Here is a 24,221-nt window from a genome sequence, read left to right on the forward strand (position 1 = left end):
GATAATTTCTGATTATGGACAATATTGGTTCAAATCTGGATGCCTCGCGCAGAATCGGGATCTTACCGGTCCCGGGCTTCGCAATGATGTCCTTTGCCGCGCTGACTGAACCGATGCGGGCTGCGAACCTGCTGGCGCGGCGGCAGCTTTACGAGGTGGTGACCGTCGGATCTGACATGGATCCAGTGCCGAGTTCCGGGGCGGGCATGGTGGTGCCCGAGATCGAAGTGGGTGAGACGGACGCGTTCGATTACCTCTTTGTCGTGGCGGGCGGGGACCCCACGCTTTACAACGACCGTGCGGTGCTGAACTGGCTGGCGCGGGTGGCCCGGGCGGGCGTGCCGCTGGGCGGGGTGTCGGGCGGGCCGATCATCCTGGCCCGGGCGGGGCTGATGCAAGGGCGGCGCATGACAGTCCACTGGGAACACGCCGGGGCGCTGGCCGAGATTTCCCCGAGCCTGGTTCTGGAACGCTCGCTTTACGTGATCGACAGGGACCGGGTGACCTGTGCGGGCGGCACCGCGCCGATGGACCTGATGCACGCGCTGATCACGCAGCATCACGGGGCGCATTTCGCGCGGTTGGTCAGCGACTGGTTCATGCATACGGAAATTCGCCCTTCGGCCGGTCCGCAACGCTCCGGTCTGGTGGAGCGGGTGGGTACGACCGTTCCCGCCATTCTCGATGCGGTGGAGGCTATGGAGGCGAATGTCGCCGAACCGTTGGACCTGTCGCGCCTGTCTTCGGTTGCAGGCCTTTCGTCGCGCCAACTCAACCGCGTGTTCCGCGACAAGCTGGGTCGGCCGGTAATGCGTTACTATCGTGAGTTACGACTTGAAAAGGCGCAGAGTCTTTTGCGAAATTCCCCGCTCAGCCTGACCGAAATCGCGCTCGCCACCGGCTTTGCAAGTTCCGCCCACTTCTCGCGTGCCTACAGCAAACGTTTCGGTCAGCCGCCCTCGGCCTACAGATAGGTTTGCGTCAATCGTGCTGCGGTTTGCGCCGCGCGGCTTGCCACGGCCATTGGGCGCGTTAGGGTTCGGAAAACATCTACGGCGAGGTTACTTATGCACATCTTGGTACTGCAACACGAACGCGTCGAGCATCCTGCAGTTTTTCGCAAGTTCCTTCGCGAGGACGGACATACGTGGGACGCGATCGAGCTGGACGAAGGAGAGGCGTTGCCCGAAAGCATGGATGGTTACGATGCACTTTGGGTACTGGGCGGTCCGATGGACACCTGGCAGGAGGATCTGCATCCGTGGCTGAAGGACGAAAAGGTGTTCATCCGCGATGCGGTCGAGGGGCAGGGTATTCCGTTTCTCGGGCTTTGCCTGGGACATCAGTTGCTTGCAGAGGCATTGGGCGGTGCGGTCGGCCCATCGAAGACTCCCGAAATCGGCGTGTTGGACGTACAGTTGACCGAAGCCGGGGCAAGCGGGGTGTTTTTCGATGGCTTGCCGGAAGTATTCCAATGCCTTCAGTGGCATTCTGCCGAGGTGACCGAGCTGCCGGAAGGGGCGCAGGTCCTCGCGACGTCTCCTGCCTGTCCCGTGCAGGCGATGAAATGGGGAACGCGCGCTTACTCCATGCAGTTTCACATCGAGATTGAACATGACACGGTCGAGGCGTGGGGAGAGATCCCGGAATATGCTGGCGCCCTGGAAAAGGCGCTGGGCAAAGGAGCCCTTGGCTCTTTTCAGGAAGATTGCGCCAAACGCATGGACAGGTTCAACGAGATGGCCGAGCGTATCTACATCAACTGGCTTCAGGCGACGGCGCGGACCTAGGCGCTTTCGGAAGCGAAGGGCGGGTTCTGCGGTGCAAGCTGCGCATGCCCGGCGATGAAATCCGCCGCACGGGCCGCTAGCATCTGGGTCGGCGCGTTGAGATTCGCGCTGATCACGCGGGGCATCACCGAGGCATCCACAACGCGCAGCCCCTCTATACCGTGAACGCGAAATCTTTCATCTACCACGGGGTTCTGTCCCAGCCGCATCCGGCATGTCCCGCATGGATGGAATTCCATTGTCACGTTCGCACGGATCCATGCGCGGATTTCTGCATCGGTCTTTACGTCCGGTCCTCGGTCGATCTCGACGTCGCGAAATGTATCGGAAAGCTCACGCGGCTTTTGCACATCGGCCCGGACCCGAGAACCAGGATTTTCTTCGACCTGTCGCGTCGCAAACCGTTGGCGAGCGTACATCCGGCAGATCCTGCGCCGATGATGATATAGTCATATTCGCGGGACGGATGGCTCACGCGTCCTGGCCCCAGCCTTCGGATTGCATCTCTCGAAGGCGGCTCGCGGTGCGTTCGAATTCAAAGCTGCCCTCACCTTCGACGTATAGATACTCGGGTTCTGCGGCAGCAGAGCAGACGAGTCGGACCTTTGCCTCGTAAAGCGCGTCGATCAGGGTCACAAATCGCTTGGCCTCATTGAAGTTCGACCGGCTGAGTTGTGGTATGTTTTCCAGCACCAGAACCCGGGCTGCCTGAGCGAGGGCAAGATAATCAGCGGGACCAAGCGAGCGCCCGCAGAGGTCATAGAAACTGGCCCGCGCCACGCCGTTGTGAAAAGCGGGAATCTCAACCTCGCGTTTGTTGACGACAAGGGTTAGTGGCGCGCCCTTGCCCTCGGTCAGGTCGCGCCACACTTCCTTGATCTTGGCGCGGGCCTCTGGGGTATTTGGTGTGAAATACGTTGGACTGCCTGCCAGCCGACCCTGACGATGGTCGGTGGGGCTGACCATCTCGTGGATGACCATCCGTTCTTTCAGAAGCTCGATGAAGGGCAGGAACAGCTGGCGGTTGAGACCGTCCTTGTAAAGTTCGTCGGGCTCGCGGTTGGAGGTTGTCACCACCGCGACACCCGAAGCGAATAGCGACTCGAAGAGCCGGCCCACGATCATGGCGTCGGTGATGTCGGTGATCTGCATCTCGTCGAAGGCCAGGCACCGCACCGAATCCGACACCTCCTTGGCGACGGGGGCCAGCGCGTCTTCTTTTCCGGCGGCGCGGGCCTTGTGCATCCCGGCATGGATCTCCTGCATGAAGGCATGGAAATGCACGCGGCGCTTGGGCACCGACAGCGTTTCCACGAACATATCCATCAGCATCGACTTGCCGCGCCCGACACCGCCCCAGAGGTAAAGACCTTTGGGCGCCTCGACCTGCCTGCGAAAGAACCCCTTTTTCTGGGGTTGAGCCAGATCGGCGCGCAGACGCTCCAGCTCCTCGACGACCGCGACCTGCGCATCGTCGCGTTTCAGAACGCCCTCGTCGACCAGGCGTTCGTATTTGTCGGGGACCGTCTCCATGCCCTTGTGGATACCGAAGCTGCGACGGCGTGGAAAGCAGGAAGCGGTTCGCGAAGCCGAATTGTATGCATCACAATCGCTGAATTGACGCTTCGGCGGGGGCGGGTACTGTCGCGGCATTCTTCGGAGGGTCCCATGCAGAAATCCGCGTCGATCTTCACGCCTGTGCTGATGGCGGGCTGCTTGATCATGCTGGTGTCGTTCTCGATCCGGGCGGCGTTCGGTGTGTTCCAGATCCCGATTGCCGAGGAATTCAACTGGCTGCGGGTGGAGTTCAGCCTGGCCATCGCGGTGCAGAACTTGGCCTGGGGGATCGGCCAACCGATATTCGGCGCGATTGCCGAGAAAGTGGGCGACCGCAAGGCCATCATCCTTGGTGCGTTGATGTATGCCGCCGGACTGGTGCTATCTTCCTTTGCCACGACGCCGCTGGCGCATCAGCTGTACGAAGTGCTTGTGGGATTCGGGATTGCGGGCACAGGGTTTGGCGTGATCCTCGCCGTGGTGGGGCGCGCCAGCAGCGACGAGAACCGCTCGATGAGCCTGGCCATCGCGACGGCGGCCGGATCGGCGGGGCAGGTATTCGGTCCACCTATTGCAGAGTACCTGCTGTCGATGATGGGCTGGCAGTCGGTCTTCCTGATCTTCGCGGCGGCGATCCTGGCTGTACTGGCCTGCCTGCCGCTCATGCGCGCGCCGGAACCCGCCAGCACGGCGGAGTTGGCAGAGACCATGGGCCAGATTCTGGTCAAGGCGTTCCGCGATCCGAGCTATACGCTGATCTTTCTCGGCTTTTTCTCCTGCGGCTACCAGCTAGGCTTTATCACCGCACATTTCCCGGCCTTCGTGACGGAGTATTGCGGGCCGATCGTGGCGGGCAGCGTGTTGCACAACATGGGGGTGACCACGACCTCGGCGCTGGGGGCGGTGGCCATCGCGCTGATCGGGCTGGCCAATATCGCGGGGACGCTGACGGCTGGATGGTTGGGAAAACGCCACTCCAAGAAGCTGTTGCTGGCCGCGATCTATACCGGGCGGACCCTTGTCGCGGCCGCTTTCATCCTGTTTCCGATCACGCCGACCAGTGTGCTGCTGTTCTCGGCGGCGATGGGGTCACTGTGGCTGGCGACCGTGCCACTGACCAGCGGGCTGATCGCGTATATCTATGGGCTGAGATACATGGGTACGCTTTACGGGATCGTTTTCTTCAGTCACCAGCTGGGTAGTTTCCTGGGTGTTTGGCTGGGGGGGCAGTTGTATGATATCTACGGAAACTATTCGATGGTCTGGTGGATCGGCGTGGGAGTGGGCGCATTTTCAGCAATCGTGCATCTTCCGGTAAAAGAACGGGCGCTGCCGCGCGGTGCCTTGGCCTGACGCTCGCGGCGCTGTTTCTTCTGGCGCTGGGCCCGGCCTTTGCGGAGGACGTCGACGATTGGATCGCCGCCACGCCCGAACGGTATCATCAGACGTTGCGCGCGGGGCAGGAAGATCCGACTTTTTCGGCCTTTCGCGAGATGTGCCCGGCGGATGTTTTTCGCGACCTCGGCCGCACGCCGGGCGGTTCGCGGGATTGTACGGATCGACCGGGATGGTGCTTGGCGTTGTGCCGGACGGGGCAGGCGCGGGCCTGTTTCGGACTGGCGCGCGCGGTGGAAATCGAGCTGGACGTCGAGGGCCAGGCCACGGTAAAGTTTCCTTTCTTCATGGCCGCATGCGCGGCAGGGGACGCCAATGCGTGCACAAATGCCGGCGCCACGGCGACGCGCGGCAGCTGGATCGCGGGAACGCGACCCGCCGTCGCCGAGGCGCGGGAGTGCCAAGTTCGCACCTACGAGATGGCCTGCACGGCGCAGGCACCTTGGGGCTGTTACATGTTGGGCGCGGAATGGGCGCAGGCGGGTGACATTGCCAAGGCGCGGGACGCGTGGCAGCGCGTTTGCGATGTCGACGCCGATGGCAGCGCCTGCGAAGCAGCGCGGTCCCAACTGGATTAGGGCGCCACGCCCTTTGCGACGTGAAGCGTGTCCATGACCTGGGCGACCTCGGCCACATGGGTGTAGGCCAGCGTGTGCCCTGCGCCGGGGATGACGACGTTGCGCGCAGCTGGGTTCAGTGCTGCCAGCCGGTCGCGGCCCGCGAGGGGGATCACGTCGTCGGTCTCGCCCCAGATCGCCAAGGTCGGAATGCCGGCGTCGCAGATGGCGCGGTGGGCGGGAGCGAGGTCTTCGTCCATGATGCCCCTGAGCGAAGACAGGACGGCAGGTGCGAACCCGTGTTTGCGGCTTTCGGCAATTTGCAGTTCGACCATGTCGGGGATGGCCGACGGCAGGCTACGTTCGGAGTTCAGGCCACGGCGCAGGCTCCGGGGATAAAAGCCCAGCATCATCCACTTGCCGATATTGGGGTGGTTGATGGCCACCCGGGCCACCGGCCCGAGGTCGTGACCCAGACCGGCGGGCGCGATCAGGCAAAGCTGGCACATCCGGTCGGGATGTGCAGCGGCAAATCCCGTCGCGATGGCACCGCCCATGGAATAGCCGAGCAGGGTGAAGTCGCCCTCGATCCCCTGGTGATCCAGCAGCGCGGCAAGCTGGGCTGTGAAGAATGTGCTGACCTGTTCGCCTTTGGGGCGGGCCGAGAGGCCGCGACCATAAAGGTCATAGGTCAGGACGCGAAAGCCCATCCCGGAGAGGTTGTCGGCGAGCGGACCCCAGACAAAGCTGGGCGTGGTCAGGCCGTGGACGCAGACCGCGACAGGGCCACCTTCGGGCCCGCGCCACTGGAACCATGTCGGGCCGTTCGGCAGATCGGCCACCTGGCCCGTGGCCGCTGCGCGTTGCTTGTTTGTGACGCGGGGGCGGAAGGCCTCGGCGATTAAGGGGGCGGCGACAAGGGCAGTGCCGGCGGAGAGAAACGCCCAGCCGATCACCGCGCCGCCTGCCAAGCTTCGAGGATGTAACGGCTGGTCATCAGGTCCAGATGCGCGCCGCCGCCGTTCTTGAAGAGGGTGATGTCTTCGTCGCTGCCGCGGGTGAAGTGTTCCGGCTCGTAATAGTCGGCTACGAGGTGATCGCGGGTGATCGTGCCGGCCTCGAGCGGGATCTTGATCTCGCCGATATGACCCACCGTCGTGTCGTAGCTGTCGACAAAGACGCGGGCGCGTTGCAGGGCGGTGTCGTCGGCCTCTCGCATGTCGGGGCGGTAGGCGCCGATAAGGTCGATATGCTGGCCGGGCTGGAACCAGTCGCCCTTGAGCACGGGTTCGGTGGACATGGTGGCAGAGGTGACGATGTCGGCGGCTCGCACGGCGGTTTCCAGGTCGTCGGCCACGGTCAGGCCGGGGCAATCATTCACCATCGCCTCGGCATTGGCGCGGGTGCGGTTCCAGACGGTGAATTGTGCGTCGGGAAAGCCCGCGCTGTAGGCCTGGAAGAGCGACCGGCCCACGGTGCCCGCGCCGACGATCAGGATGTTGCGGCTGTCGGGCCTTGCGAGCCGGCGAGCGGCGAAAAGGCTGTCTCCGGCGGTCTTCCACTTGGTCACGAGGTGGAAGTCGATGACGGCCTCCAAGCTGCCATTGCTGTCGGAAAAGACGCTGACCGAACCGTTGATCATCGGTTCGCCCTTGTCAGGGTTGCCGGGGAAGATCGTGGCGGATTTGACCGCCAGCCCCATCCCGTCGATCCAAGCCGACCGGCTGAGCAGCGTGTCAGGGTCGCGGTAGAGGAAGGTATCGCCGATCTCGGCCTTGGGGCGCTTATGACCGGCCTCGAACGTGTCGCAGAGCGCCAGCCAGTCGAGCAGCGTCTCGCCTTCGTCGAAGGGGATGATGGATATGCTCATGGGCGCGCTCCTTGCTTTTGGTATCGGAAGGTATGCGTGCTGGCGCGGTTGGCGTCAAACGCTGCGCGCGTCACAGGTGGCGGGGTTCGTCACTGGCTACGATCTGATCCTTCCGGGACTCGCGCCAGATCAGGTAGAGGCCGGAACCCAGGATCAGGGCGATCCCGATCCACGCTGTGCGGTCCGGCCACGTGCCGAACACAGTGACGCCCCACATAATGGCCATGGGCATGGCGACGTATTCGAAGGGCGCGGCGAACGCGGCCTCGGAAATGCGGTAGGCTTGGCTGATGAAGAACCCGCCCAGCACGCTGCTGACGCCCAGCATGACCAGAATCCACCAGTCATGCGCCGCGATCGTACCCCACGCACGGAACAGGAAGGCCAGCGAGGCGTGATCCTGCTGGGCGAACTTTCCATCGCCGATCGAAAGACCGATGATGCTGCAGGAGAGGATGAAGGTGATTTGGATGTAAACCGCCATGGTCGCCGCCGATTCCGTACCGCCGACCTTGCGGGCGACCATGTGAATTACGGCGTAAAGCACCGCCGCGGCCATGGGCAGGAGGGCGGCAGCCTGAAAGGCTGAGGTGCCGGGCTTGACGATCACCAGAACGCCCACGAAGCCCACGGCGATGGCCGCCCAGCGCCGGGCGCCCACGGTTTCGCGCAGGAAGATCACCGAGAAGACGGTGATGACCAGCGGCGAAATGAAGAACACCGCCACCGCGTCGGCGATGGGCATCGCCGCCAGTCCGAGGAAGAGGCAAGAGTTGGCGCCGACCACGCAGATCCCGCGCAACAGGTGCGCGCCGGGGCGCCGCGTGCGCAGCACCCGCAGGCCGTAGAAAGGCAGGAAAATCACCGCGAAGGTCAGCAAGCCGATGGCCGACCGGAAAAACACGATCTGGTGCAGGGCATAGTCGTTAGACAGGAATTTGATGCCCACGTCGTTCAGCGAAAAGCACATGACAGCCAGCAGGGCGCAGCCCGCGCCGGCAAGGTTCGTGCGCGACACGCTCATCCTTGCGCTGCCTTGCGGACCATGCGTTCCAGCGCATCGAGAAAGCGCGAGCGGTCGGCCTTGGTGAACCCCTTGCCGCCGCCCTGCCGGAACGGATCGGCGGCGCGCAGATCGCTCATCAGGTCACGGGTGGCCAGCGCGTTGCCGATATTGGCTTGGGTCAACGCCTCGCCATTGTGTTTCAACACCAGCGCGCCTGCCTCGACGCATTTGGCCGCGAGGGGGATGTCGCCGGTGATGACGACGTCGCCCGGCCCGGCACGCTCGGCGATCCACATGTCGGCCACATCGGGGCCGTCGGGCACGATGATGGTTTCCACCAGCGGATTGCGCGAGGGGCGCAAGCCGCCGTTGGAGACGATAAAAATCTTTTGCTTGTGACGGGTGCCGACCCGCTCGACCTCGTCCTTGACCGGGCAGGCATCGGCGTCAACGTAGAGGGACATGGGCCTATTCCGCCGCCTTGGCGCCGCGTGCGACCTTGTATTCCTCGGGGATAGGCATCCGGTTGAAGGCATCCAGACCGGCGATCTTGTAGGCCTCTGCCAGTGTGGGATAGTTGAACGTGTTCTGCACGAAGTAGTCCACCGTGCCCTTCAGGTTCAGCACGGCCTGCGCGATGTGGATAAGCTCTGTCGCGCCTTCGCCGACGATCTGGACGCCCAGCACCCGGCGGGTTTTTAGGGAAACGAGCATTTTCAGCATCCCGTGTTCCAGCCCCATGATGTTTCCGCGCGATGTCTCGCGGAAGCGGGCGATGCCGACCTCGTAAGCGATGCCACGCTCCTGCATTTCCTCCTCTGACATGCCGCAGGTGGAAATCTCTGGCACGGAATAGATGCCGTAGGGGAACCACGGGCTTTCGGGCAGGGTGGGCGTATCGAGCGCGTGGCAGGCGGCGATGCGGCCCTGTTGCAGGGAGGTCGAGGCGAGCGAGGGATGCCCGATCACGTCGCCCGCAGCATAGATATGCGGCACGCTCGTCTGGTAGGTTTTGCGATCCACCTCCAACCGGCCGCGGTGGTCGGTCTTCAGCCCCGCCTTGTCGAGGCCCAGCCGGTCGGTGGCGCCCATGCGCCCGGCGGCGAAGAGCAGCATCTCGGAGCGGACGTGCCGCCCGTTGGCGAGCGTGGTCTCAATATGCTCACCCGCGTCCTCGATCGTCTCGATGGCCGAGCCGAGGCGCAGGTCAACGCCGTTCTCGCGGATCTGGTGGGTGAAATCGTCGATCAGGGTCTTGTCGATGAAGTCGAGGAAGCTGTCGCGGGGCTCGATCAGGGTGACGCGCACGTCGAGGGCCGAGAACATGGTGGCGTATTCGACGCCGATCACGCCCGCGCCCACAACGACAAGGCTGCGAGGGATCTGGCCGAGTTCGAGAAACTCGTCACTATCCACGACTGTCTTGCCGTTGAAAGGCACGTAATCGGGACGGTACGTCTTGGTGCCCGTTGAGATCAGGAACCGATCGGCGGTGAGCGACATGGTCTCGCCCGCCTCGGTCGCCACGTCGATGGCATTGGGCCCGGTGAAACTGGCCAGCCCGTGCAGGGTGTCAACGTGGTTGCGGTTGAACTGATGTTCCAGCACGTCGACCTCGTAATCGAGGGTTTTGTGCAGGCGCATCTTGAGGTCCTGCGCGCCGATATCGTCCTTTACCCGGTAAGAGCGGCCATAAAAGCTGCGCTCGCGGTAGCCCGAGAGGTTGAGCACGGTTTCCCGCAAGGTCTTGGACGGGATCGTGCCGGTATGCACCGACACGCCGCCCAGGCGCTCCTTGCGGTCCACGACCAGCACCCGGCGTTTCAGCTTGCCCGCCTGGATCGCGGCAGAGCGTCCGGCGGGGCCGGAGCCGATGATGATGAGGTCGTAATGGCTCATGTCTTACCCTGCGTAGAGCGCTTCGGCGTGGAAGGCGACGTGTTCCTCCATGAAGGAGGAGACGAAGAAATAGCTGTGGTCGTAACCGGGCTGCATCCGCAGGATGGATTGCTGGCGGCGGGTGGCGCAAGCCTTGGCAAAGCTTTCGGGCATCAGAAGGTCCAGAAACTGGTCCGAGGTTCCAGTATCGCACAAAATCGGACCATCGAAGCCCTTCTCGTTCATCAGAAGCGTGGCGTCATGCTTGGCCCACTGGCTTTCGTCAGAGCCCAGGTAAGCGCCGAACTGCTTGCGGCCCCAGCTGCTTTGCGTGGGGTTCACGATGGGCGAGAACGCCGAGACCGAGGCGAAGCGGTCGGGCATGTTCATCGCGATGGTCAGCGCGCCGTGCCCGCCCATGGAGTGGCCGGTGATGGCCTGACGGGCGCTGTCGATGGCGAAGTTCGAGGCGATCAGAACGGGCAGCTCCTCGGTCACGTAGTCCCACATGCGGAAATGCGGCGCCCAGGGGTCCTGGGTGGCGTTGACATAAAAGCCCGCGCCCTGCCCGAGGTCGAAAGCGTCGTCATTTGCCACGCCCTCGCCCCGCGGCGAGGTGTCGGGGAAGACCAGCGCGATGCCCTGTTCGGCGGCCCATTGTTGTGCGCCGGCCTTGGTCATGGCGTTTTCATGGGTGCAGGTGAGACCCGAGAGATACCACAGCACGGGCACGGTGCCCCATTTCGCCTCCTGCGGCATGAACAGGCCGAATGTCATGTCACAGTCGCACGCCTTGGATGTGTGGGTGTAGACACCTTGCGTGCCGCCGAAGCAGGCATTTTCCGAAACGGTTTCCATCACGATCTTCCTTCTGTCCTTTGAGCGGTGAGACACCGGATTGTCGTCACCCGGCGGCTGTCGCGCGGACCGTATCATGCCCAGCCCTGCGGCCAACCGCGAATTTTGTCGGCATCGGCATAGCGCCAACAGGTTTCAGTTTTGCAAATGCCGGGCAGCGGGGCAGGCCGATTACTGGTATAGGCCGGTGACCCAGCCAATGACGATCGACACGGTAAAGACGGCAACGGCGGTAGAGACCAGGATCGAGGCCGAGACCCGCTGGGGCGCGACGCGGTAGTGCTCGGCCAGGATGTAGACGTTGCCGGCGACGGGCAGGGCGGCGGCGGTGATCATCACGGCGGCCGGGTAGGGATCGACCGGGAAAAGGTAGAGCGCGGAAAAGGCGACGAAGAGCGGATGCAGGATCAGCTTGTTGAAGCTGAGCCAGCCCGCGACGAAGGGGCGTTCGGCGGATTTGGTGGCAAGCGACGCGCCGATGGCAAAGAGCGCACCCGGGGTCGCCGCGCCGCCCAGCAGAGACAGGAAATCGTTCATGACCGGGTGGATCGGGAGGTCGAAGGCGGACCACGCGAGCCCGAGCGTGATGGACACGATCATCGGGTTTTTCACGAGGCCGATGCCGACGGTGCGAAAGATCCCCAAGCTCATGCGTCCGTCACGGGTGCCGGTGACGACGATCACGATGAGCGAACCGAACACGATGAGGTCGACGGCCAGCACCAGCATCACGGGTCCGATGGCATCCGGCCCCAGCAGCAGGGTCAGCATCGGCACGCCGAGAAAGCCCACGTTGCCGATTACGCCGCATTGCGCCTCGAACGCCGCTTCCTCGGCCTTAAGCTTGCGGAAGAAGGCGACCAGCGTCACCAGCCCGTAAACGAAGGCCGTGCCCCAGAGGTAGGCCATCACGAACCGCCAGTCGAAGATCTCGCTCATCGTCAGGTTCGCGGAGAACCGGAACAGCATCGCCGACAGGGCGAAGTAAAAGACGAATTTCGTGAGGTAGGCCGTGGCCTCTTCGCTGAAGAACCCGGTGCTCCCTGCCCAGTAGCCAAGCCCGATCAGCAGGAAGAAGGGCAGGGTTTGCATGAAGATATCCAGCATGACGCGGTGGTAGCATGCTGGCGGGGGGCGTCAATCGCGATGACGTCAGCCGCTGCCGATCAGTACCCCTGCGGCGAAGACCAGTGCCCCGCCCAGCACCACCTGGAAGGCGGCGCGAAAGAACGGGGTTTCCATGTAGCGGTTCTGGATCCACGCGATGGCCCAAAGCTCGACGAAGACCACGATGACGGCGATGATCGTGGCGGTCCAGAAATCGGGGATGAGATACGGCAGGGCGTGGCCCAGCCCGCCTACGGTGGTCATGATGCCCGAGGCGAAGCCGCGTTTGATGGGACTGCCACGGCCAGACAGTTCGCCGTCATCGCTGGCCGCTTCGGTGAAGCCCATGGAGATGCCGGCGCCGACGGAGGCGGCGAGGCCGACGAGGAACGTCGTCCAGGTGTCCTGCGTGGCGAAGGCGGTGGCGAAGATCGGGGCGAGGGTCGAGACCGACCCGTCCATGAGTCCGGCCAAACCCGGCTGCACCCAGGTCAGAAGAAACTGACGCTTGGCGGTGCGCTCCTCGCTGTCTCGGGCGTCGGCGTCGAGATGTTGCTCCTCGAGCTCTCCGGCGCGGCCCTGGTGTCCGGCCTCGGCGGCGGCCAGATCTCCCAGCAGGGCGCGGGTGGCGGCATCCGTCGTGGCCTTGGCCGCGTTGAGGTAAAAGCGTTCGGCATCGCTTTCCATTGCCTCGGCCTCGGCGCGGATGCGCTCGATCCCGAGGTTTTCCATCAGCCAGACGGGCCGGCGGGCGTAATAGCCGGCCACGTGCTCGCGCCGAATAAGCGGGATCACGTCGCCGAAACGCTCTTGGTGGAGGTCGATCAGGCGGCGGCGGTGCTCGTTTTCCTCGGTTGCCATGCCATCGAAGATCTTCGCGGTATCGGGATATTCAGCCCGAAGCATCTCGGCGTAGCTGCGGTAGATGCGGGCGTCGTCCTCTTCAGAGGAGATGGCGAGTGCGAGGATTTCCTGCTCGGACAGGTCCGAGAAACGACGGCGGGACGTGACACCGGGAATCATCGGATGACCTCCAGTAGTTTAGAATAATTCTAATGTACCTGAGAGGCTGACCAGGTCAAGCCCGGGGCGTCCGATCATACTTGAATAGCAGGTATGCAAAAATCTGAACCGAATAGTTTACTTTAGCCCTTGCAAGCTGAACTGATCTGTTTAGATTGGCGATTGTGAACTGAATGGTTCAGATAAGGAAACGCGATATGAAACCTCTTCTTTTGACACTGACCCTTGCCGCCTCGGCGCTGGCATCCCCTTCCATGGCGATGAATGTTGACATGTCGAGCCTGACGCCGGTTCTGACATTTCCTCAGCCCGCGCCCGAGCCCGTGACGCAGGGTGACAGCGGCATAGATGCACAGTAACCCGGCGCGCACTGTCTGTGGGTGGGTGTTCCTTCGTCCTCTCCTTCCGCGCCCGCCCGCAGACAGGCTTGCAGTTCGACGCCCACGACCTGTAAGCTGACAGGAACAGGCAGGAGGACTTGCATGACGGCCATGGACGCCGAGATCAAGAAAGGTCGAAAATTCGACCAAGTGCTTGAGGGTGCACGGCAGATTTTCATGCGAGACGGGTTCGAAGGCGCCAGCGTGGATGACATCGCGCGCGCCGCGAGCGTGTCCAAGGCGACGCTTTACAGTTACTTCCCGGACAAGCGCTTGCTGTTTTCCGAGGTCGCGCGGGTCGAATGCAATCGGCAGGCCGAAGAGGCGTTGCAGCAAATCAACCCGGGCGCCACGGCGCGAGAGGTTCTGCTGGAGGCGGCCAATCGCGCGGTGCGTTTTTTCCTGTCGGATTTCGGGCTGCAGATGTTCCGCATCTGCGTCGCCGAATCCTATCGCTTTCCCGAACTGGGCCAGAGGTTCTATGCGTCCGGTCCCGGCTTGTTCAGCGAACGCATGGGACGGCTGCTGACCCCCTATGTGGATCGCGGGGAGCTGAAGATCGACGACATGGACCTTGCGACGAAGCAGTTCGGGGAGTTGTGCAAGTGCGATCTGTTCGTCCGCTGCCTGTGCGGTGTGGACTGTGACACGTCCGAGGCGGGGATCGAGCGCGTGGTTCAGGGCGCGGTCGAAACCTTCCTGGCGCGTTACGGGACCTGAGGCGGGCAAAAGAGAGCGGGCGGCGCAAGATATCACCGCCCGAAGATTACCCCGAAAATTTCAACAATCGTTAACGGTGCGCTCAGGCGCCCACGTCAATGATCGCCTGCGCCAGCAGCGGCACCGTCCTTGAGTTGAGCCCGGCGATGTTGATCCGGCTGTCGCCCACCATGTAGATCGCGTGGTCCTTGCGCAGCGCCTCGACCTTGTCGGGCGCGAGGCCGAGACGCGAGAACATGCCACGATGCTGCGCGATGAAGCCGAAGCGGTCCGAGCCCGAGAGCGTGCGCAGTTCCTGGGCGAGTTGCTCGCGCAGGCCGAGCATGCCGCGGCGGACCTCTTCGAGTTCTGCTTGCCAGTCGGCGCGCAGGGCGTCGTCGTTCAGCACCAGCGAAACCAGCCGTGCGCCATGGTCGGGCGGGAAGGAATAGTTCTGGCGGTTCAGATATGCGAGATTGGCCTGCGTCGTGGGGCGGCGGGCGCTGTCCTGGCAGACGGCCATCAGAAGACCTGTCCGCTCGCGATAAATCCCGAAGTTCTTGGAGCAGCTTGCTGCGATCAGGACCTCGGGGCAGGAGGACACAACGTGGCGCGTGCCGGCCGCATCAGCATCGAGGCCGTCGCCGAAGCCTTGGTAGGCGATGTCGATCATCGGGATAGCGCCCTTGGCGTTCGCTAGATCGGTCACTTCGCCCCATTGCTGCATCGTCAGGTTGGCGCCGGTCGGGTTGTGGCAGCAGCCGTGCAGCAGGATCACGTCGCCTGCCTGAACCCCATCCAGATCCTGCATCATGCCGTCGAAATCGACGCCGCCGGTTTCATTGTCGAAATAGCGGTAGGGGACGTGTTCGATCCCCATGTGTTTCAGGATGCTGAGGTGGTTTGGCCAGGTCGGGTCCGACACGAAGACGCGCGCATCCGGGTTGGCCATTTTCACCAGGTCGAACGCCTGCCTCACCGCGCCGGTGCCGCCGGGCGTGGCCACCGCCGCCACCGCGTCGCGCGGGGCGGCATCGTCGAGGATCAGCTTGATCATCGCGTCGGAAAAGGCCGGGTCGCCCGCGAGGCCGACATAGGCCTTGGTCTCTTCCTCTTTCCACCATTCCTTCTCGGCGGCCTTGACGGCGCGCATGATCGGCGTGCGGCCTTCGGCATCCTTGTAGACACCGACGCCGAGGTCGATCTTGGTGTCGCGCGGATCGTCCTTGTAGGCCTGCATGAGGGCTAGGATCTTGTCGGCAGGTTGCTCTTTTAGGTGTTCAAACATCAGGCTTCTCCGGTTGCGACGGAGACGGTAGGAAAGGCTCCCCATTCGGTCCATGATCCGTCGTAGAGCGCGTGGTCGGTCTTGCCGATCCGTTCCAGCGCAAGATTGATCACCGCGGCGGTCACGCCGGAGCCGCAGCTTGTGATGACGGGTTTCGTGAGATCCGCGCCGGCGGCATCGAAGATGGTGCGCAGGTCGTCGGGGGATTTCATCGTGCCGTCGTCGTTGAGCAAAGTGCTGTAAGGGACGTTGCGGGAGTTGGGGATGTGCCCGGCCCGCAGCCCTTCGCGCGGCTCAGGCTCGTCACCCCGGAACCGGCCGGGCGCACGGGCGTCGAGGATGGTGTAGTCGCCCAGCTTGGAGGCGGAAGCGACCTGTGTGACATCCTTGACCCGGTGCGCTTCGCGCCGGACGGTCATGTGCCGGTCCCGGATCATCGGGGGCAGGTCCTCGGTCGGGCGGCCCTCGGCCAGCCACTTGGGCAGGCCACCATCCAGGACGGCCACGTCGTATTGTCCCATCAGGCGGAATAGCCACCACACGCGGGCCGCCGAGAAGAGGCCATGGGTGTCGTAGACCACCACCTGGTGACCGTCGCCCACGCCCATCTGGCGCATGCGCGACATGAACTTTTCCACTGGAGGCGCCATGTGCGGCAGGTCGGAACGATGGTCGGAAATATCGTCGATATCGAAGAACCGGGCGCCGGGGATGTGCGCCTGATCGTATTCCGCCTTTGCATCGCGGTCGATGCCCGGCAGGAAGTAGGTTGCGTCAAGGACCCGCAGGTCAGGATCATTGAGATGCGCCGCCAGCCAATCGGTGGATACCAGTGTTTTCGGATCGTCGTTTGCCATGACAGCCCCCTGAAACCATTGCCATTGACGTAGCGCGGGACGCGGGACAGTGCAAGCGGACGGGGTGTGCTGTTCCCTGGGTCAGCGGGTCAACAGATTGCGCAGCAGGCCAGCGGCCAGAAGGCATGCGCCGCCGCCAAGTGCGCCCGCGGCCAGTTGCGTCGTCAGTGCCGTGGGGTCGAGCGCCACGCTGTCGGGCGCGGTTTGCGCAAGGCCGCCAAAGCCCAGCAAACCAAGGGCGTGGCTGCCAAGAGCGCCGCCGAGAACACCGGCACCAGAATTGATCAGAACGCCCACGTTCAGGCGGGGCACGAGGCCGCCGGCGATGTTGCCGCCGATGGCGCCGGCAATGAGGCTGATCAGTAAGTCCATGCTTCCCGCTCCCCCGTGCTATCCCGCGCTGTGCGCCCGGAACGAGGGAGAATATAGCAAAAGCGGCGGCACCCGCAGAGGGTGTAATCCGAGACGCCTACATACCGTGGCGCAAAAGCCGCTGCTTCTGGCGGTTCCAGTCGCGCTTGGCCTCGGTCTGGCGCTTGTCGGTGTTCTTCTTGCCCTTGGCGATGCCGATCTTGATCTTGGCGATGCCGCGGTCGTTGAAGTACATCACCAACGGCACGAGGGTCATGCCCTTGCGCTGGGTCTCGTTCCACAGACGCGCCATTTCCTTGCGCGAAACCAAGAGCTTGCGGCGGCGCCGGTCCTCGTGGCCGAAAGGCACGGCCTGTTCGTAGGGTGCGATGTAGCTGTTGACCAGCCACAGCTCGCCATCCTCGACCGCGGCATAGCTTTCAGCGATGTTGGAGGTCTTCTGGCGTAGGGATTTGACCTCGGACCCTGCGAGCACCATGCCGCATTCCAGATCGTCCTCGATGGCATAGTCGTGCCGCGCCTTGCGGTTCTCGGCGACGACCTTGTAGTTTGGATTGATCTTGGGCTTGACCATGTCGATTTCTGCCTTCCGGGCGGTGCAAGAGAGCAAGATAGCCCCTGTGGCGAAGGCTTCCAACCCCCTGAAGCGAATCGAAAGGTTAACGGGACCCGAGAAGGCGAATCCGAACGTCGGTATCACGTCGGTATTCAAGTGGTATTGCGACGGTGCGGTTTTTTGCAGGTGGCCGGATCAACGGAGCGTGCGTTGCGCCGGCGCGGTTGCGGTTGACAGGCGGGCCACTGCGCCTATCGTTCGGCACAAGCCAGGGGCGCCTTCGGGCTGAGATGCACCCTTTGAACCTGACCCAGATCATGCTGGCGGAGGAAGGCGCGACCGGAGCCGGTCGGACCCAGCCTTTCGACGCCGCGAAAGGAGCCGGATGACCCCCGACACAAGGAACACAGCCAAGGGCCGGATCGCCAACATCCTGTCGGTCGCGGGCTCGGACCCGTCGGGCGGTGCGGGCGTGCAGGCCGATCTCAAGGCGATCTCGGCGAACGGAGCCTACGGGATGGCGGCGCTGACGGCGTTGACGGCGCAGAACACCCAAGGCGTGCAGGGCGTGCATCTGGTGCCGCCGGACTTCGTGGCCGACCAGATCCGGGTGGTAGCCGAGGACGTGCGGATCGACGCGGTGAAGATCGGGATGATCGCCACGGCAGAGATCGCCCGGGCGGTGGCGGACGCCTTGCCGGACGTGCCGGTGGTGCTGGACCCGGTGATGGTGGCGAAGGGAGGCGCATCGCTCCTGGCCGAGGACGCGGTGGTGGCGCTGCGCGAGGCGCTGGTGCCGAAGGCGGCGGTGATCACGCCGAATCTGCCGGAGGCGGCGGCGTTGCTGGGCTGCGCCGAGGCGGCGACGCGGGAAGCGATGGCAGAACAGGCGCAGTCGCTGCGGGCGCTGGGCTGTGGCGCGGTGCTGCTGAAGGGTGGGCACCTGGAGGGCGAGGACAGCCCGGACGTGCTGGCCGATGCGGACGGTGTGCATTGGTTCGAGGGCACGCGGGTGGCGACGCGGAACACCCACGGTACGGGATGCACCCTGTCGGCTGCGCTGGCGGCCCGGATCGGGAGGGCAGAACCTCTGCCCGAGGCGGTGGCCGAGGCCAAGGCCTATGTCGCGCGGGCGATTGCCGGGGCCGGGGCGCTGGATGTCGGGTCCGGGCATGGACCGACGCATCATTTCGCCGGGTTATGGGCGTGACCTTCGTATCGGCCGCTTCCTGCCCCGGACCTGATCCGGGGCCTCTTGCCCGATGGGAGAAAGACCGTCTTTGACGGATCGGGATCGGCCGGTTCCCGCTCTCGGGAATCGCGGCGGGACGTGGTAGGCTCCGCCAAACCAAGCGGAGCCCTCTGCCATGTCTTCCCCCAGTGTCAGCCTCCTTGTCGGCACCACAAAGGGTGCCTTTATCCTGTCCGCAGACGCGGGCCGCGACTGTTGGGACGTCACCGGCCCGCATTGCGACGGCTGGTGCATCAACCACATGGCGGGCGATCCCCACAGCGGCACGATCTGGGCTGGGGGTGGCGGTGCGTTTTACGGGGCGGGCGTGTGGCGGTCCGAGGATCGGGGCCGGTCCTGGACGCTGGAGCGCCTGACGCGGGGGCAGATGGACGACTGGGCGGCGAACGATCCGGGCTTTGCCGAGATGATCGGCTGGACCGACGCGCCGCTGCCGTTCGACGACGCCTTTGAACAGGTCTGGTCGCTGGGGTTCGCACACGGGACGCTGTATGCCGGGACGAAGCCCGCGACCCTGCTGAAGAGCACGGATCACGGTCGGACATGGCGCCAGGTCGATGCACTGACCGAGCATCCATCGGCGAAGGACTGGAACCCCGGGGCCGCGGGGCTTGTCCTGCACTCGATCGTGTTCGACCCCGGCGCGCCTCAAAAGCAGTGGATCGGGATTTCCGCCGCGGGGGTCTTTGCCACCGAGGATGGCGGGGCGAGCTGGGAGCGGCGCAACCGGCTGTCCAATACCGAGGCCTGCGGCGCGCATGACCATCCCGCCGCCCCGAGCGGCGGAGAGACCGGGCATTGCGTGCATAACATCATGCGCGCGCCGGGCGATGCGGACCTGCTTTATCAGCAGAACCATCACGGCGTCTGGCGGTCGTCTGATGGCGGGCGGTCGTGGGACGATATCACGCCGGGCCTGCCCTCGACCTTCGGCTTTCCGATCCGGGTGCATCCGCGCGACCCGCGCACGATCTGGACGCTGCCGCTGAATGGCGACATGGCGGGGCGGTATCCGCCCGATGCGGCCTGCGCGGTCTGGCGGTCGCGCGACGGGGGCGAGACGTGGGCGGCGCTGCGCGAGGGGTTGCCGCAGGAGAACTGCTTTTTCACCGTGCTGCGGCAGGCCATGGCGGGGGACACGCTGGATGCGCCGGGGCTGTATTTCGGGACCAATTCGGGGTCTGTCTTTGCCAGCCTTGACGAGGGCGACAGCTGGCGCGAGATTGCGCGGCACATGCCCACCATCCTGTCGGTCGAGGCGTTTGCGCCTGCCGACTGAGCGCGCAGGACGGGAATTGAACAGACGTTCATTTTCCTTTATGCACGCCCCGACCCCTTGCACGACTTCGGGAGACAGCCGATGCCCCAGCGCCCCGCCTTTGCCAAATGGCTTGACGACACCAACGACGTGACCGCCACTTTCCTGGCCGCCGGGCGCATCCCGGGGCTGGTCAACCTTGGCGGTGGTCTGCCGGGCACCGAGATCTGGCCGATCGAGGACATGACGAAGCTGGCGACGTCCGCCGTGGCCGACCACGCGGACGAAACGCTGGCCTATGCCCCCGTCGCGGGACTGCCCAAGCTGCGCGACCTGATTGCGGCGCGGTATTCGGAAGGGGACCTGACGCTGACGCGCGATAACGTGCTGATCACCGCGGGCGGGGCGCAGGCGCTGAACCTGCTGGGTACGGTGTTACTGGAGGAGGGCAGCACCGTCGCCTCGCAGACGCCGGCCTATCTGGGGGCGCTGGACAACTGGCGGCCGCGCCAGCCGGTCTATCGCCCGATGCGGCTGGAGGCGAATGACCTTGATCCGGTGGCGGCGATGACCGGCGCGCAGTTTGCCTATACCGTGCCGAATTTCTCGAACCCTACGGGCAAGCTGGTGAATGCGGCGACGCGCCGGCGGCTGGTGGATGCCGCGCACGAGACCGGCACCTGGCTGATCGAGGATGACCCCTACGGCACGCTTTATTATGACGACGCGCCGCTGCCGCGGATGCTGACGCTGTCTGCCGAGCGGGTCGGGGCGCCTTATGACGGGCCGGTGATCTATCTTGGCACGGTGTCCAAGGAGCTGGCGCCGGGGCTGCGGATCGGCTGGATCATCGCGGCGCCCGAGATGATCGAGGTGCTGAAGGCCGCCAAGCAGAGCGCCGACATGTGCACCAGCGGCCTGTGCCAGCAGATCACCCATGACGCCTTCGCCACCGGGCTGGCCGATGACATGCTGCCCAATATCCTCGACCTTTACCGCAAGCGGCGTGATGCGCTGTGTGCTGCGATGGACGAACACCTGCCGGAACTGTTCACGTGGGAACAGCCCACGGGGGGCATGTTCGTGTGGGCCACGGCGAAGGACCCCGCGCTGGATACCAACCGGCTGATGGAGGTGGGGCTGGACCATGGGGTGTGCATTTCGCCCTCGTCGGTGTTCGATCCCGAAGGGCGTGACCACAGTTCGATCCGCATCAACTTTACCTACAATACCGAGGACAAGCTGGTGACCGGGATCGAGCGGCTGGCCACGGCGACCCGCGCCGCGCTTGCGGAAACCTGACCCTTTTGCTCTAACGGGCGGCAAATTGACTACCCGGAGGCCGCCATGGTCGACATTGCAACCCGTGTCTGGAACCATAAATGGAAGATCGACCCGATCGTCCGTTCGCTGATCGACACCGATTTCTACAAGCTGCTGATGTGCCAGTCGGTGTTCCGCAACCGTCCGCACACCTCCGTTACCTTCTCGTTGATCAACCGCAGCAAGGATATCCGGCTGGCTGAACTGGTGGACGAGGGCGAGCTGCGCGAGCAACTGGACCACATCCGCTCGCTGTCGCTGTCGCGGGGGGAGTCGACGTGGATGCGCGGCAACACGTTCTATGGCAAGCGGCAGATGTTCACGCCCGAATTCATGGACTGGTTCGAGAAGCTGCGTCTGCCGCCCTATCACCTGGAAAAACGCGATGGGCAGTACGAACTTACGTTCGAGGGTACCTGGCCGCAGGTCATGCTGTGGGAAATCCCGGCGCTGGCGGTGCTGATGGAACTGCGGTCGCGCGCGGTGCTGCACGACATGGCCCGGTTCGAGCTTCAGGTGCTTTACGCCCGCGCCATGACCCGCCTGTGGGAAAAGACCGAAGTGCTGCGCGACACGCCCGGCCTGCGTATCGCCGATTTCGGCACGCGGCGGCGGCATTCTTTCCTATGGCAGGATTGGTGCGTGCAGGCGATGACCGAACGGCTGGGGGACAATTTCGTCGGCACCTCCAACTGCCTGATCGCCAAGAACCGCGACCTCGAGGCGATCGGCACCAACGCGCACGAAATGCCGATGGTTTATGCCGCGCTGGCCGAGAATGACGAGGAATTGGCCCGCGCCCCCTACGAGGTCCTGTCCGACTGGCACGACGAACATGACGGAAACCTGCGGATCATCCTGCCCGATACATACGGTACCGAAGGGTTTCTGGCCAAGGCGCCCGACTGGCTGGCGGGGTGGACGGGCATCCGCGTTGACAGTGGCGACCCCGCCCGCGGCGCAGAGACCGCCATCCAGTGGTGGAAGGACCGTGGCGAGGACCCGACGCAGAAGCTGATCATCTTTTCCGACGGGCTGGACGAGGAGAAGATCCTGTCACTGCACAAGCAGTTCGCGGGACGCGCCCGCGTCTCCTTCGGCTGGGGCACGCTGCTGACCAACGACTTTCGCGGCCTTACCCCCGGCGACGCTCTCGCCCCCTTCTCGCTCGTCTGCAAGGCGGTGGCCGCCAACGGCCGCCCGACCGTCAAGCTGTCGGACAACCCCCGCAAGGCCATGGGGCCGGAGGGCCAGATCGACCGCTACAAGCGGGTGTTCGGGGTGGGGGACCAGGAGGAGATCGAGGTGGTGGTGTGATCACGCCCGGTGTCTGCCTCACTTTCGACGACCTCTATGTCGAGAATTGGCTCGCCGCGGGACCGATCTTTCAGGCGCATGACGCCCGAGCCACCTTCTGCGTCTGCTGGATGCATGCCGCCACGCCTGCGCAGATCGATGGCCTGCACCAGTTGCAGGAGGACGGTCACGAAATCGCCTATCACGGCCGCAACCACGAGAAATTGCAGCCCTACCTGCGCCAGCATGGCCTCGACCACTGGCTGGAAAACGAGATCGCCCGTGGCGTGGCAGAGCATCGCGCGCTCGGCTTCCCGACCACCAGCTATGCCAGCCCTTTCTATGGCTCCAACCGGCAAACCCGCGCGGCCACAGCGCCCTATTTTCAGATCACCCGCGCCGGCAGCGGGCGCGATCTGTCGGTCGAAGATGTGCCGAAGCGGATCTACCAGCGGCCCGATCCCGACGGGGCGGTGAGCAGCATCGGCTTGATCGACTTTCAGAATCCCGGCAGCCGGAGCTGGCGGGAGATCGGCGCCGCGCTCGACATGCTGGTCGCGCATCGCGGCGTCGGCATCTTCAACGGTCATGACATCCGCCCGCGCAAGGCGGGTCCGGGCCGCTACAGTGCGCACCGGCAAATCGACCGTCTGCTGCGCGCAATCACCGACCGTGGACTGGCCTTTCATACGCTCAGCGGGTTCGCCCGTGCCGCTCAGGCCGATCAGGAGGCGCCGCAATGCTTGCCGGCATCAAGGTAGTAGAGTTCGAGGGCCTAGGCCCCGCACCCTTCGCCGCCATGATGCTGGCGGATCTGGGCGCGGAGGTGACGGTTGTTCAGAGGCCGGGACCTGCCAATCCGACGATGGGCGAGCGCAACATGCTCGACCGCGGCAAGCGGGCCGTGGTGCTGGATCTCAAGGATCCCGGCGACATGGCTGTTGCGAAGGCGATGGTGAACGAGGCCGATGCGCTGATCGAAGGGCTGCGGCCGGGGGTGATGGAGCGGCTTGGGCTGGGGCCGGAGGTGTTTGCGGAGAGCAATCCGACGCTGGTTTATGGACGGATGACGGGCTGGGGGCAAGGCGGGCCGCGGGCGCATCTGGCGGGGCATGACTATAACTATATCGCCACGGCGGGGGCGCTCTACTATGCTTCGACCCCGGGCGATGCGCCGCTGACGCCGCCGACGATCGTGGGGGATATCGGGGGCGGGGCGCTGTACCTTGTGGCCGGTGTGCTGAGCGGTCTGTTGAACGCGCAGCGGACGGGCCGGGGCACGGTGGTGGATGCAGCCATTACCGACGGGTCGGCGCATATGATGGCGCTTTTCATGGCGATGGCGGGGGCTGGGAACTTGTCGCAGGAGCGGGGGCAGAGCCTGCTGGACGCGCCGCCCTGGGGGCGGACATATGTTTGTGCCGACGGGCGGTACCTGTCGGTGCAATGCCTTGAGCCGCAGTTCTATGCGATGTTTCTGGACCTTCTCGGGCTGGATGACGACCCGCTATTTGCGGCGCAGTATGATCGGGCGCAGTGGCGCGAGCAGACGGCGCGGTTGACGGCGGTTTTCGCGACGCAGCCGGTTGGTCATTGGGCCGACCTGTTCGAGGGGTCGGACGCCTGTGTCGCGCCTGTGCTGAGCCCGTGGGAGGCGGCGGAGGATCCGCATATCGCCGCGCGCGCGATCTGGCACAATACAGAAGGCGGGTTCCAACCGGCCCCGGCGCCCCGGTTCGACGGGAAGGCGCAAGCGCCGAACCCGGTGCCCGCGCGGGGGCAGGATACCGAGGCGCTGCTGAAGGATCTGAAGGCGCGCGGGCTGATCTGACGGCGTTGGACATACGTTTTCGTATGGTGCGATGTTCCGAACTTGATCCGGGATTTCCTGCCGCGGGA

26 protein-coding genes and 1 riboswitch are annotated in these 24,221 nt (G+C 64.3%); of the genes, 12 read left to right on the forward strand and 14 right to left on the reverse strand.

Annotated elements, in window-relative coordinates; translation table 11 throughout:
* Positions 1–83 precede the first annotated feature (83 nt).
* Together C2I35_RS09190 and C2I35_RS09195 are read left to right on the forward strand one after the other, a co-directional pair.
* A complete protein-coding gene (locus tag C2I35_RS09190; protein WP_245890457.1) occupies positions 84–974 on the forward strand; it encodes a GlxA family transcriptional regulator in 891 nt (296 codons plus the stop codon).
* A gap of 93 nt (positions 975–1,067) precedes the next feature.
* Positions 1,068–1,790: a type 1 glutamine amidotransferase gene (locus tag C2I35_RS09195; RefSeq protein WP_103762740.1), complete on the forward strand. Its 723-nt coding sequence runs from the start codon at positions 1,068–1,070 to the stop codon at positions 1,788–1,790.
* Here the strand turns inward: C2I35_RS09195 and C2I35_RS09200 are convergent.
* Both C2I35_RS09200 and zapE read right to left on the reverse strand, forming a co-directional pair.
* The gene (locus tag C2I35_RS09200; RefSeq protein ID WP_103762741.1) at positions 1,787–2,209 is read right to left on the reverse strand and encodes a GMC oxidoreductase; all 423 of its coding nucleotides are present in this window, start codon (positions 2,207–2,209) and stop codon (positions 1,787–1,789) included. The two genes, C2I35_RS09195 and C2I35_RS09200, sit on opposite strands and share 4 nt — an antisense overlap.
* Before the next feature lie 52 nt (positions 2,210–2,261).
* Positions 2,262–3,323 (reverse strand): cell division protein ZapE, encoded by a 1,062-nt coding sequence (gene zapE / locus C2I35_RS09205; RefSeq protein ID WP_103762742.1) that lies wholly within the window; start codon positions 3,321–3,323, stop codon positions 2,262–2,264.
* A 135-nt stretch (positions 3,324–3,458) separates the two neighbouring features.
* On the opposite strand from zapE, the gene C2I35_RS09210 reads away from it, so the two are divergent.
* Positions 3,459–4,700, forward strand: a complete 1,242-nt coding sequence (locus tag C2I35_RS09210) for an MFS transporter (protein WP_103762743.1) — start codon at positions 3,459–3,461, stop codon at positions 4,698–4,700.
* A gap of 221 nt (positions 4,701–4,921) precedes the next feature.
* Positions 4,922–5,320: a hypothetical protein gene (locus C2I35_RS09215; protein WP_146049993.1), complete on the forward strand. Its 399-nt coding sequence runs from the start codon at positions 4,922–4,924 to the stop codon at positions 5,318–5,320.
* Here C2I35_RS09215 and C2I35_RS09220 read toward each other — a convergent pair.
* From C2I35_RS09220 to mbfA, 8 genes are all read right to left on the reverse strand, one after another.
* Positions 5,317–6,255, reverse strand: coding sequence for an alpha/beta fold hydrolase (locus C2I35_RS09220; protein ID WP_103762997.1), 939 nt, complete (start codon positions 6,253–6,255; stop codon positions 5,317–5,319). The genes C2I35_RS09215 and C2I35_RS09220 overlap by 4 nt on opposite strands.
* Positions 6,252–7,169 (reverse strand): ornithine cyclodeaminase family protein, encoded by a 918-nt coding sequence (locus tag C2I35_RS09225; protein ID WP_103762745.1) that lies wholly within the window; start codon positions 7,167–7,169, stop codon positions 6,252–6,254. Before C2I35_RS09225 ends, C2I35_RS09220 begins: the two co-directional genes overlap by 4 nt.
* Positions 7,170–7,239: 70 nt before the next feature.
* Positions 7,240–8,193 (reverse strand): DMT family transporter, encoded by a 954-nt coding sequence (locus C2I35_RS09230; protein ID WP_103762746.1) that lies wholly within the window; start codon positions 8,191–8,193, stop codon positions 7,240–7,242.
* The gene (locus tag C2I35_RS09235; protein ID WP_103762747.1) at positions 8,190–8,639 is read right to left on the reverse strand and encodes a YaiI/YqxD family protein; all 450 of its coding nucleotides are present in this window, start codon (positions 8,637–8,639) and stop codon (positions 8,190–8,192) included. Before C2I35_RS09235 ends, C2I35_RS09230 begins: the two co-directional genes overlap by 4 nt.
* Positions 8,640–8,643: 4 nt before the next feature.
* A complete protein-coding gene (gene sthA / locus C2I35_RS09240) occupies positions 8,644–10,074 on the reverse strand; it encodes a Si-specific NAD(P)(+) transhydrogenase (RefSeq protein WP_103762748.1) in 1,431 nt (476 codons plus the stop codon).
* A gap of 3 nt (positions 10,075–10,077) precedes the next feature.
* Positions 10,078–10,911 carry an S-formylglutathione hydrolase gene (fghA, locus tag C2I35_RS09245; protein WP_103762749.1) on the reverse strand — a complete coding sequence of 278 codons (834 nt, stop codon included), beginning with the start codon at positions 10,909–10,911 and terminating at the stop codon, positions 10,078–10,080.
* A 171-nt stretch (positions 10,912–11,082) separates the two neighbouring features.
* Positions 11,083–12,018, reverse strand: a complete 936-nt coding sequence (locus C2I35_RS09250) for an AEC family transporter (protein WP_103762750.1) — start codon at positions 12,016–12,018, stop codon at positions 11,083–11,085.
* Between the two features lie 45 nt (positions 12,019–12,063).
* On the reverse strand, positions 12,064–13,041 hold the full coding sequence (gene mbfA / locus C2I35_RS09255) for an iron exporter MbfA (protein ID WP_103762751.1): 978 nt from the start codon (positions 13,039–13,041) through the stop codon (positions 12,064–12,066).
* 197 nt (positions 13,042–13,238) lie between these two features.
* Here mbfA and C2I35_RS22125 point away from each other — a divergent pair, with 197 nt between their 5' ends.
* Together C2I35_RS22125 and C2I35_RS09260 are read left to right on the forward strand one after the other, a co-directional pair.
* Entirely contained in the window at positions 13,239–13,400 is a 162-nt protein-coding gene (locus C2I35_RS22125) for a hypothetical protein (protein ID WP_170067168.1), read from the forward strand.
* 123 nt (positions 13,401–13,523) lie between these two features.
* Positions 13,524–14,141 carry a TetR/AcrR family transcriptional regulator gene (locus C2I35_RS09260; protein WP_103762752.1) on the forward strand — a complete coding sequence of 206 codons (618 nt, stop codon included), beginning with the start codon at positions 13,524–13,526 and terminating at the stop codon, positions 14,139–14,141.
* 82 nt (positions 14,142–14,223) lie between these two features.
* On the opposite strand, the gene C2I35_RS09265 is transcribed toward C2I35_RS09260, so the two are convergent.
* The 4 genes from C2I35_RS09265 to smpB all read right to left on the reverse strand — a co-directional run bounded on the left by C2I35_RS09265 (position 14,224) and on the right by smpB (position 17,211).
* Positions 14,224–15,408, reverse strand: coding sequence for an amino acid aminotransferase (locus C2I35_RS09265; RefSeq protein ID WP_103762753.1), 1,185 nt, complete (start codon positions 15,406–15,408; stop codon positions 14,224–14,226).
* The gene (gene sseA, locus C2I35_RS09270) at positions 15,408–16,265 is read right to left on the reverse strand and encodes a 3-mercaptopyruvate sulfurtransferase (RefSeq protein ID WP_103762754.1); all 858 of its coding nucleotides are present in this window, start codon (positions 16,263–16,265) and stop codon (positions 15,408–15,410) included. The genes C2I35_RS09265 and sseA overlap by 1 nt, the downstream gene beginning before the upstream one ends.
* An 81-nt stretch (positions 16,266–16,346) precedes the next feature.
* Positions 16,347–16,637 carry a hypothetical protein gene (locus C2I35_RS09275; protein WP_103762755.1) on the reverse strand — a complete coding sequence of 97 codons (291 nt, stop codon included), beginning with the start codon at positions 16,635–16,637 and terminating at the stop codon, positions 16,347–16,349.
* 97 nt (positions 16,638–16,734) lie between these two features.
* The gene (gene smpB / locus C2I35_RS09280) at positions 16,735–17,211 is read right to left on the reverse strand and encodes an SsrA-binding protein SmpB (RefSeq protein WP_057791393.1); all 477 of its coding nucleotides are present in this window, start codon (positions 17,209–17,211) and stop codon (positions 16,735–16,737) included.
* A gap of 242 nt (positions 17,212–17,453) precedes the next feature.
* A riboswitch (TPP riboswitch) is annotated at positions 17,454–17,542 on the forward strand.
* Between the two features lie 36 nt (positions 17,543–17,578).
* Here smpB and thiD point away from each other — a divergent pair.
* From thiD to C2I35_RS09310, 6 genes are all read left to right on the forward strand, one after another.
* Positions 17,579–18,403, forward strand: coding sequence for a bifunctional hydroxymethylpyrimidine kinase/phosphomethylpyrimidine kinase (gene thiD, locus C2I35_RS09285; RefSeq protein ID WP_103762756.1), 825 nt, complete (start codon positions 17,579–17,581; stop codon positions 18,401–18,403).
* 157 nt (positions 18,404–18,560) lie between these two features.
* A complete protein-coding gene (locus tag C2I35_RS09290) occupies positions 18,561–19,724 on the forward strand; it encodes a WD40/YVTN/BNR-like repeat-containing protein (protein ID WP_103762757.1) in 1,164 nt (387 codons plus the stop codon).
* An 81-nt stretch (positions 19,725–19,805) separates the two neighbouring features.
* On the forward strand, positions 19,806–21,005 hold the full coding sequence (locus C2I35_RS09295) for an aminotransferase-like domain-containing protein (protein ID WP_103762758.1): 1,200 nt from the start codon (positions 19,806–19,808) through the stop codon (positions 21,003–21,005).
* A gap of 45 nt (positions 21,006–21,050) precedes the next feature.
* Positions 21,051–22,343, forward strand: a complete 1,293-nt coding sequence (pncB, locus tag C2I35_RS09300) for a nicotinate phosphoribosyltransferase (protein ID WP_103762759.1) — start codon at positions 21,051–21,053, stop codon at positions 22,341–22,343.
* Complete coding sequence (locus C2I35_RS09305) at positions 22,340–23,083, forward strand: polysaccharide deacetylase family protein (protein ID WP_103762760.1); 744 nt, start codon at positions 22,340–22,342, stop codon at positions 23,081–23,083. Before pncB ends, C2I35_RS09305 begins: the two co-directional genes overlap by 4 nt.
* Entirely contained in the window at positions 23,062–24,153 is a 1,092-nt protein-coding gene (locus C2I35_RS09310; protein ID WP_103762761.1) for a CaiB/BaiF CoA transferase family protein, read from the forward strand. The genes C2I35_RS09305 and C2I35_RS09310 overlap by 22 nt, the downstream gene beginning before the upstream one ends.
* The last annotated feature ends 68 nt before the right edge of the window (positions 24,154–24,221 follow it).

Origin of the sequence: Roseovarius confluentis (assembly GCF_002917925.1) — a bacterium.
Classification (GTDB): Bacteria; Pseudomonadota; Alphaproteobacteria; order Rhodobacterales; family Rhodobacteraceae; genus Roseovarius; species Roseovarius confluentis.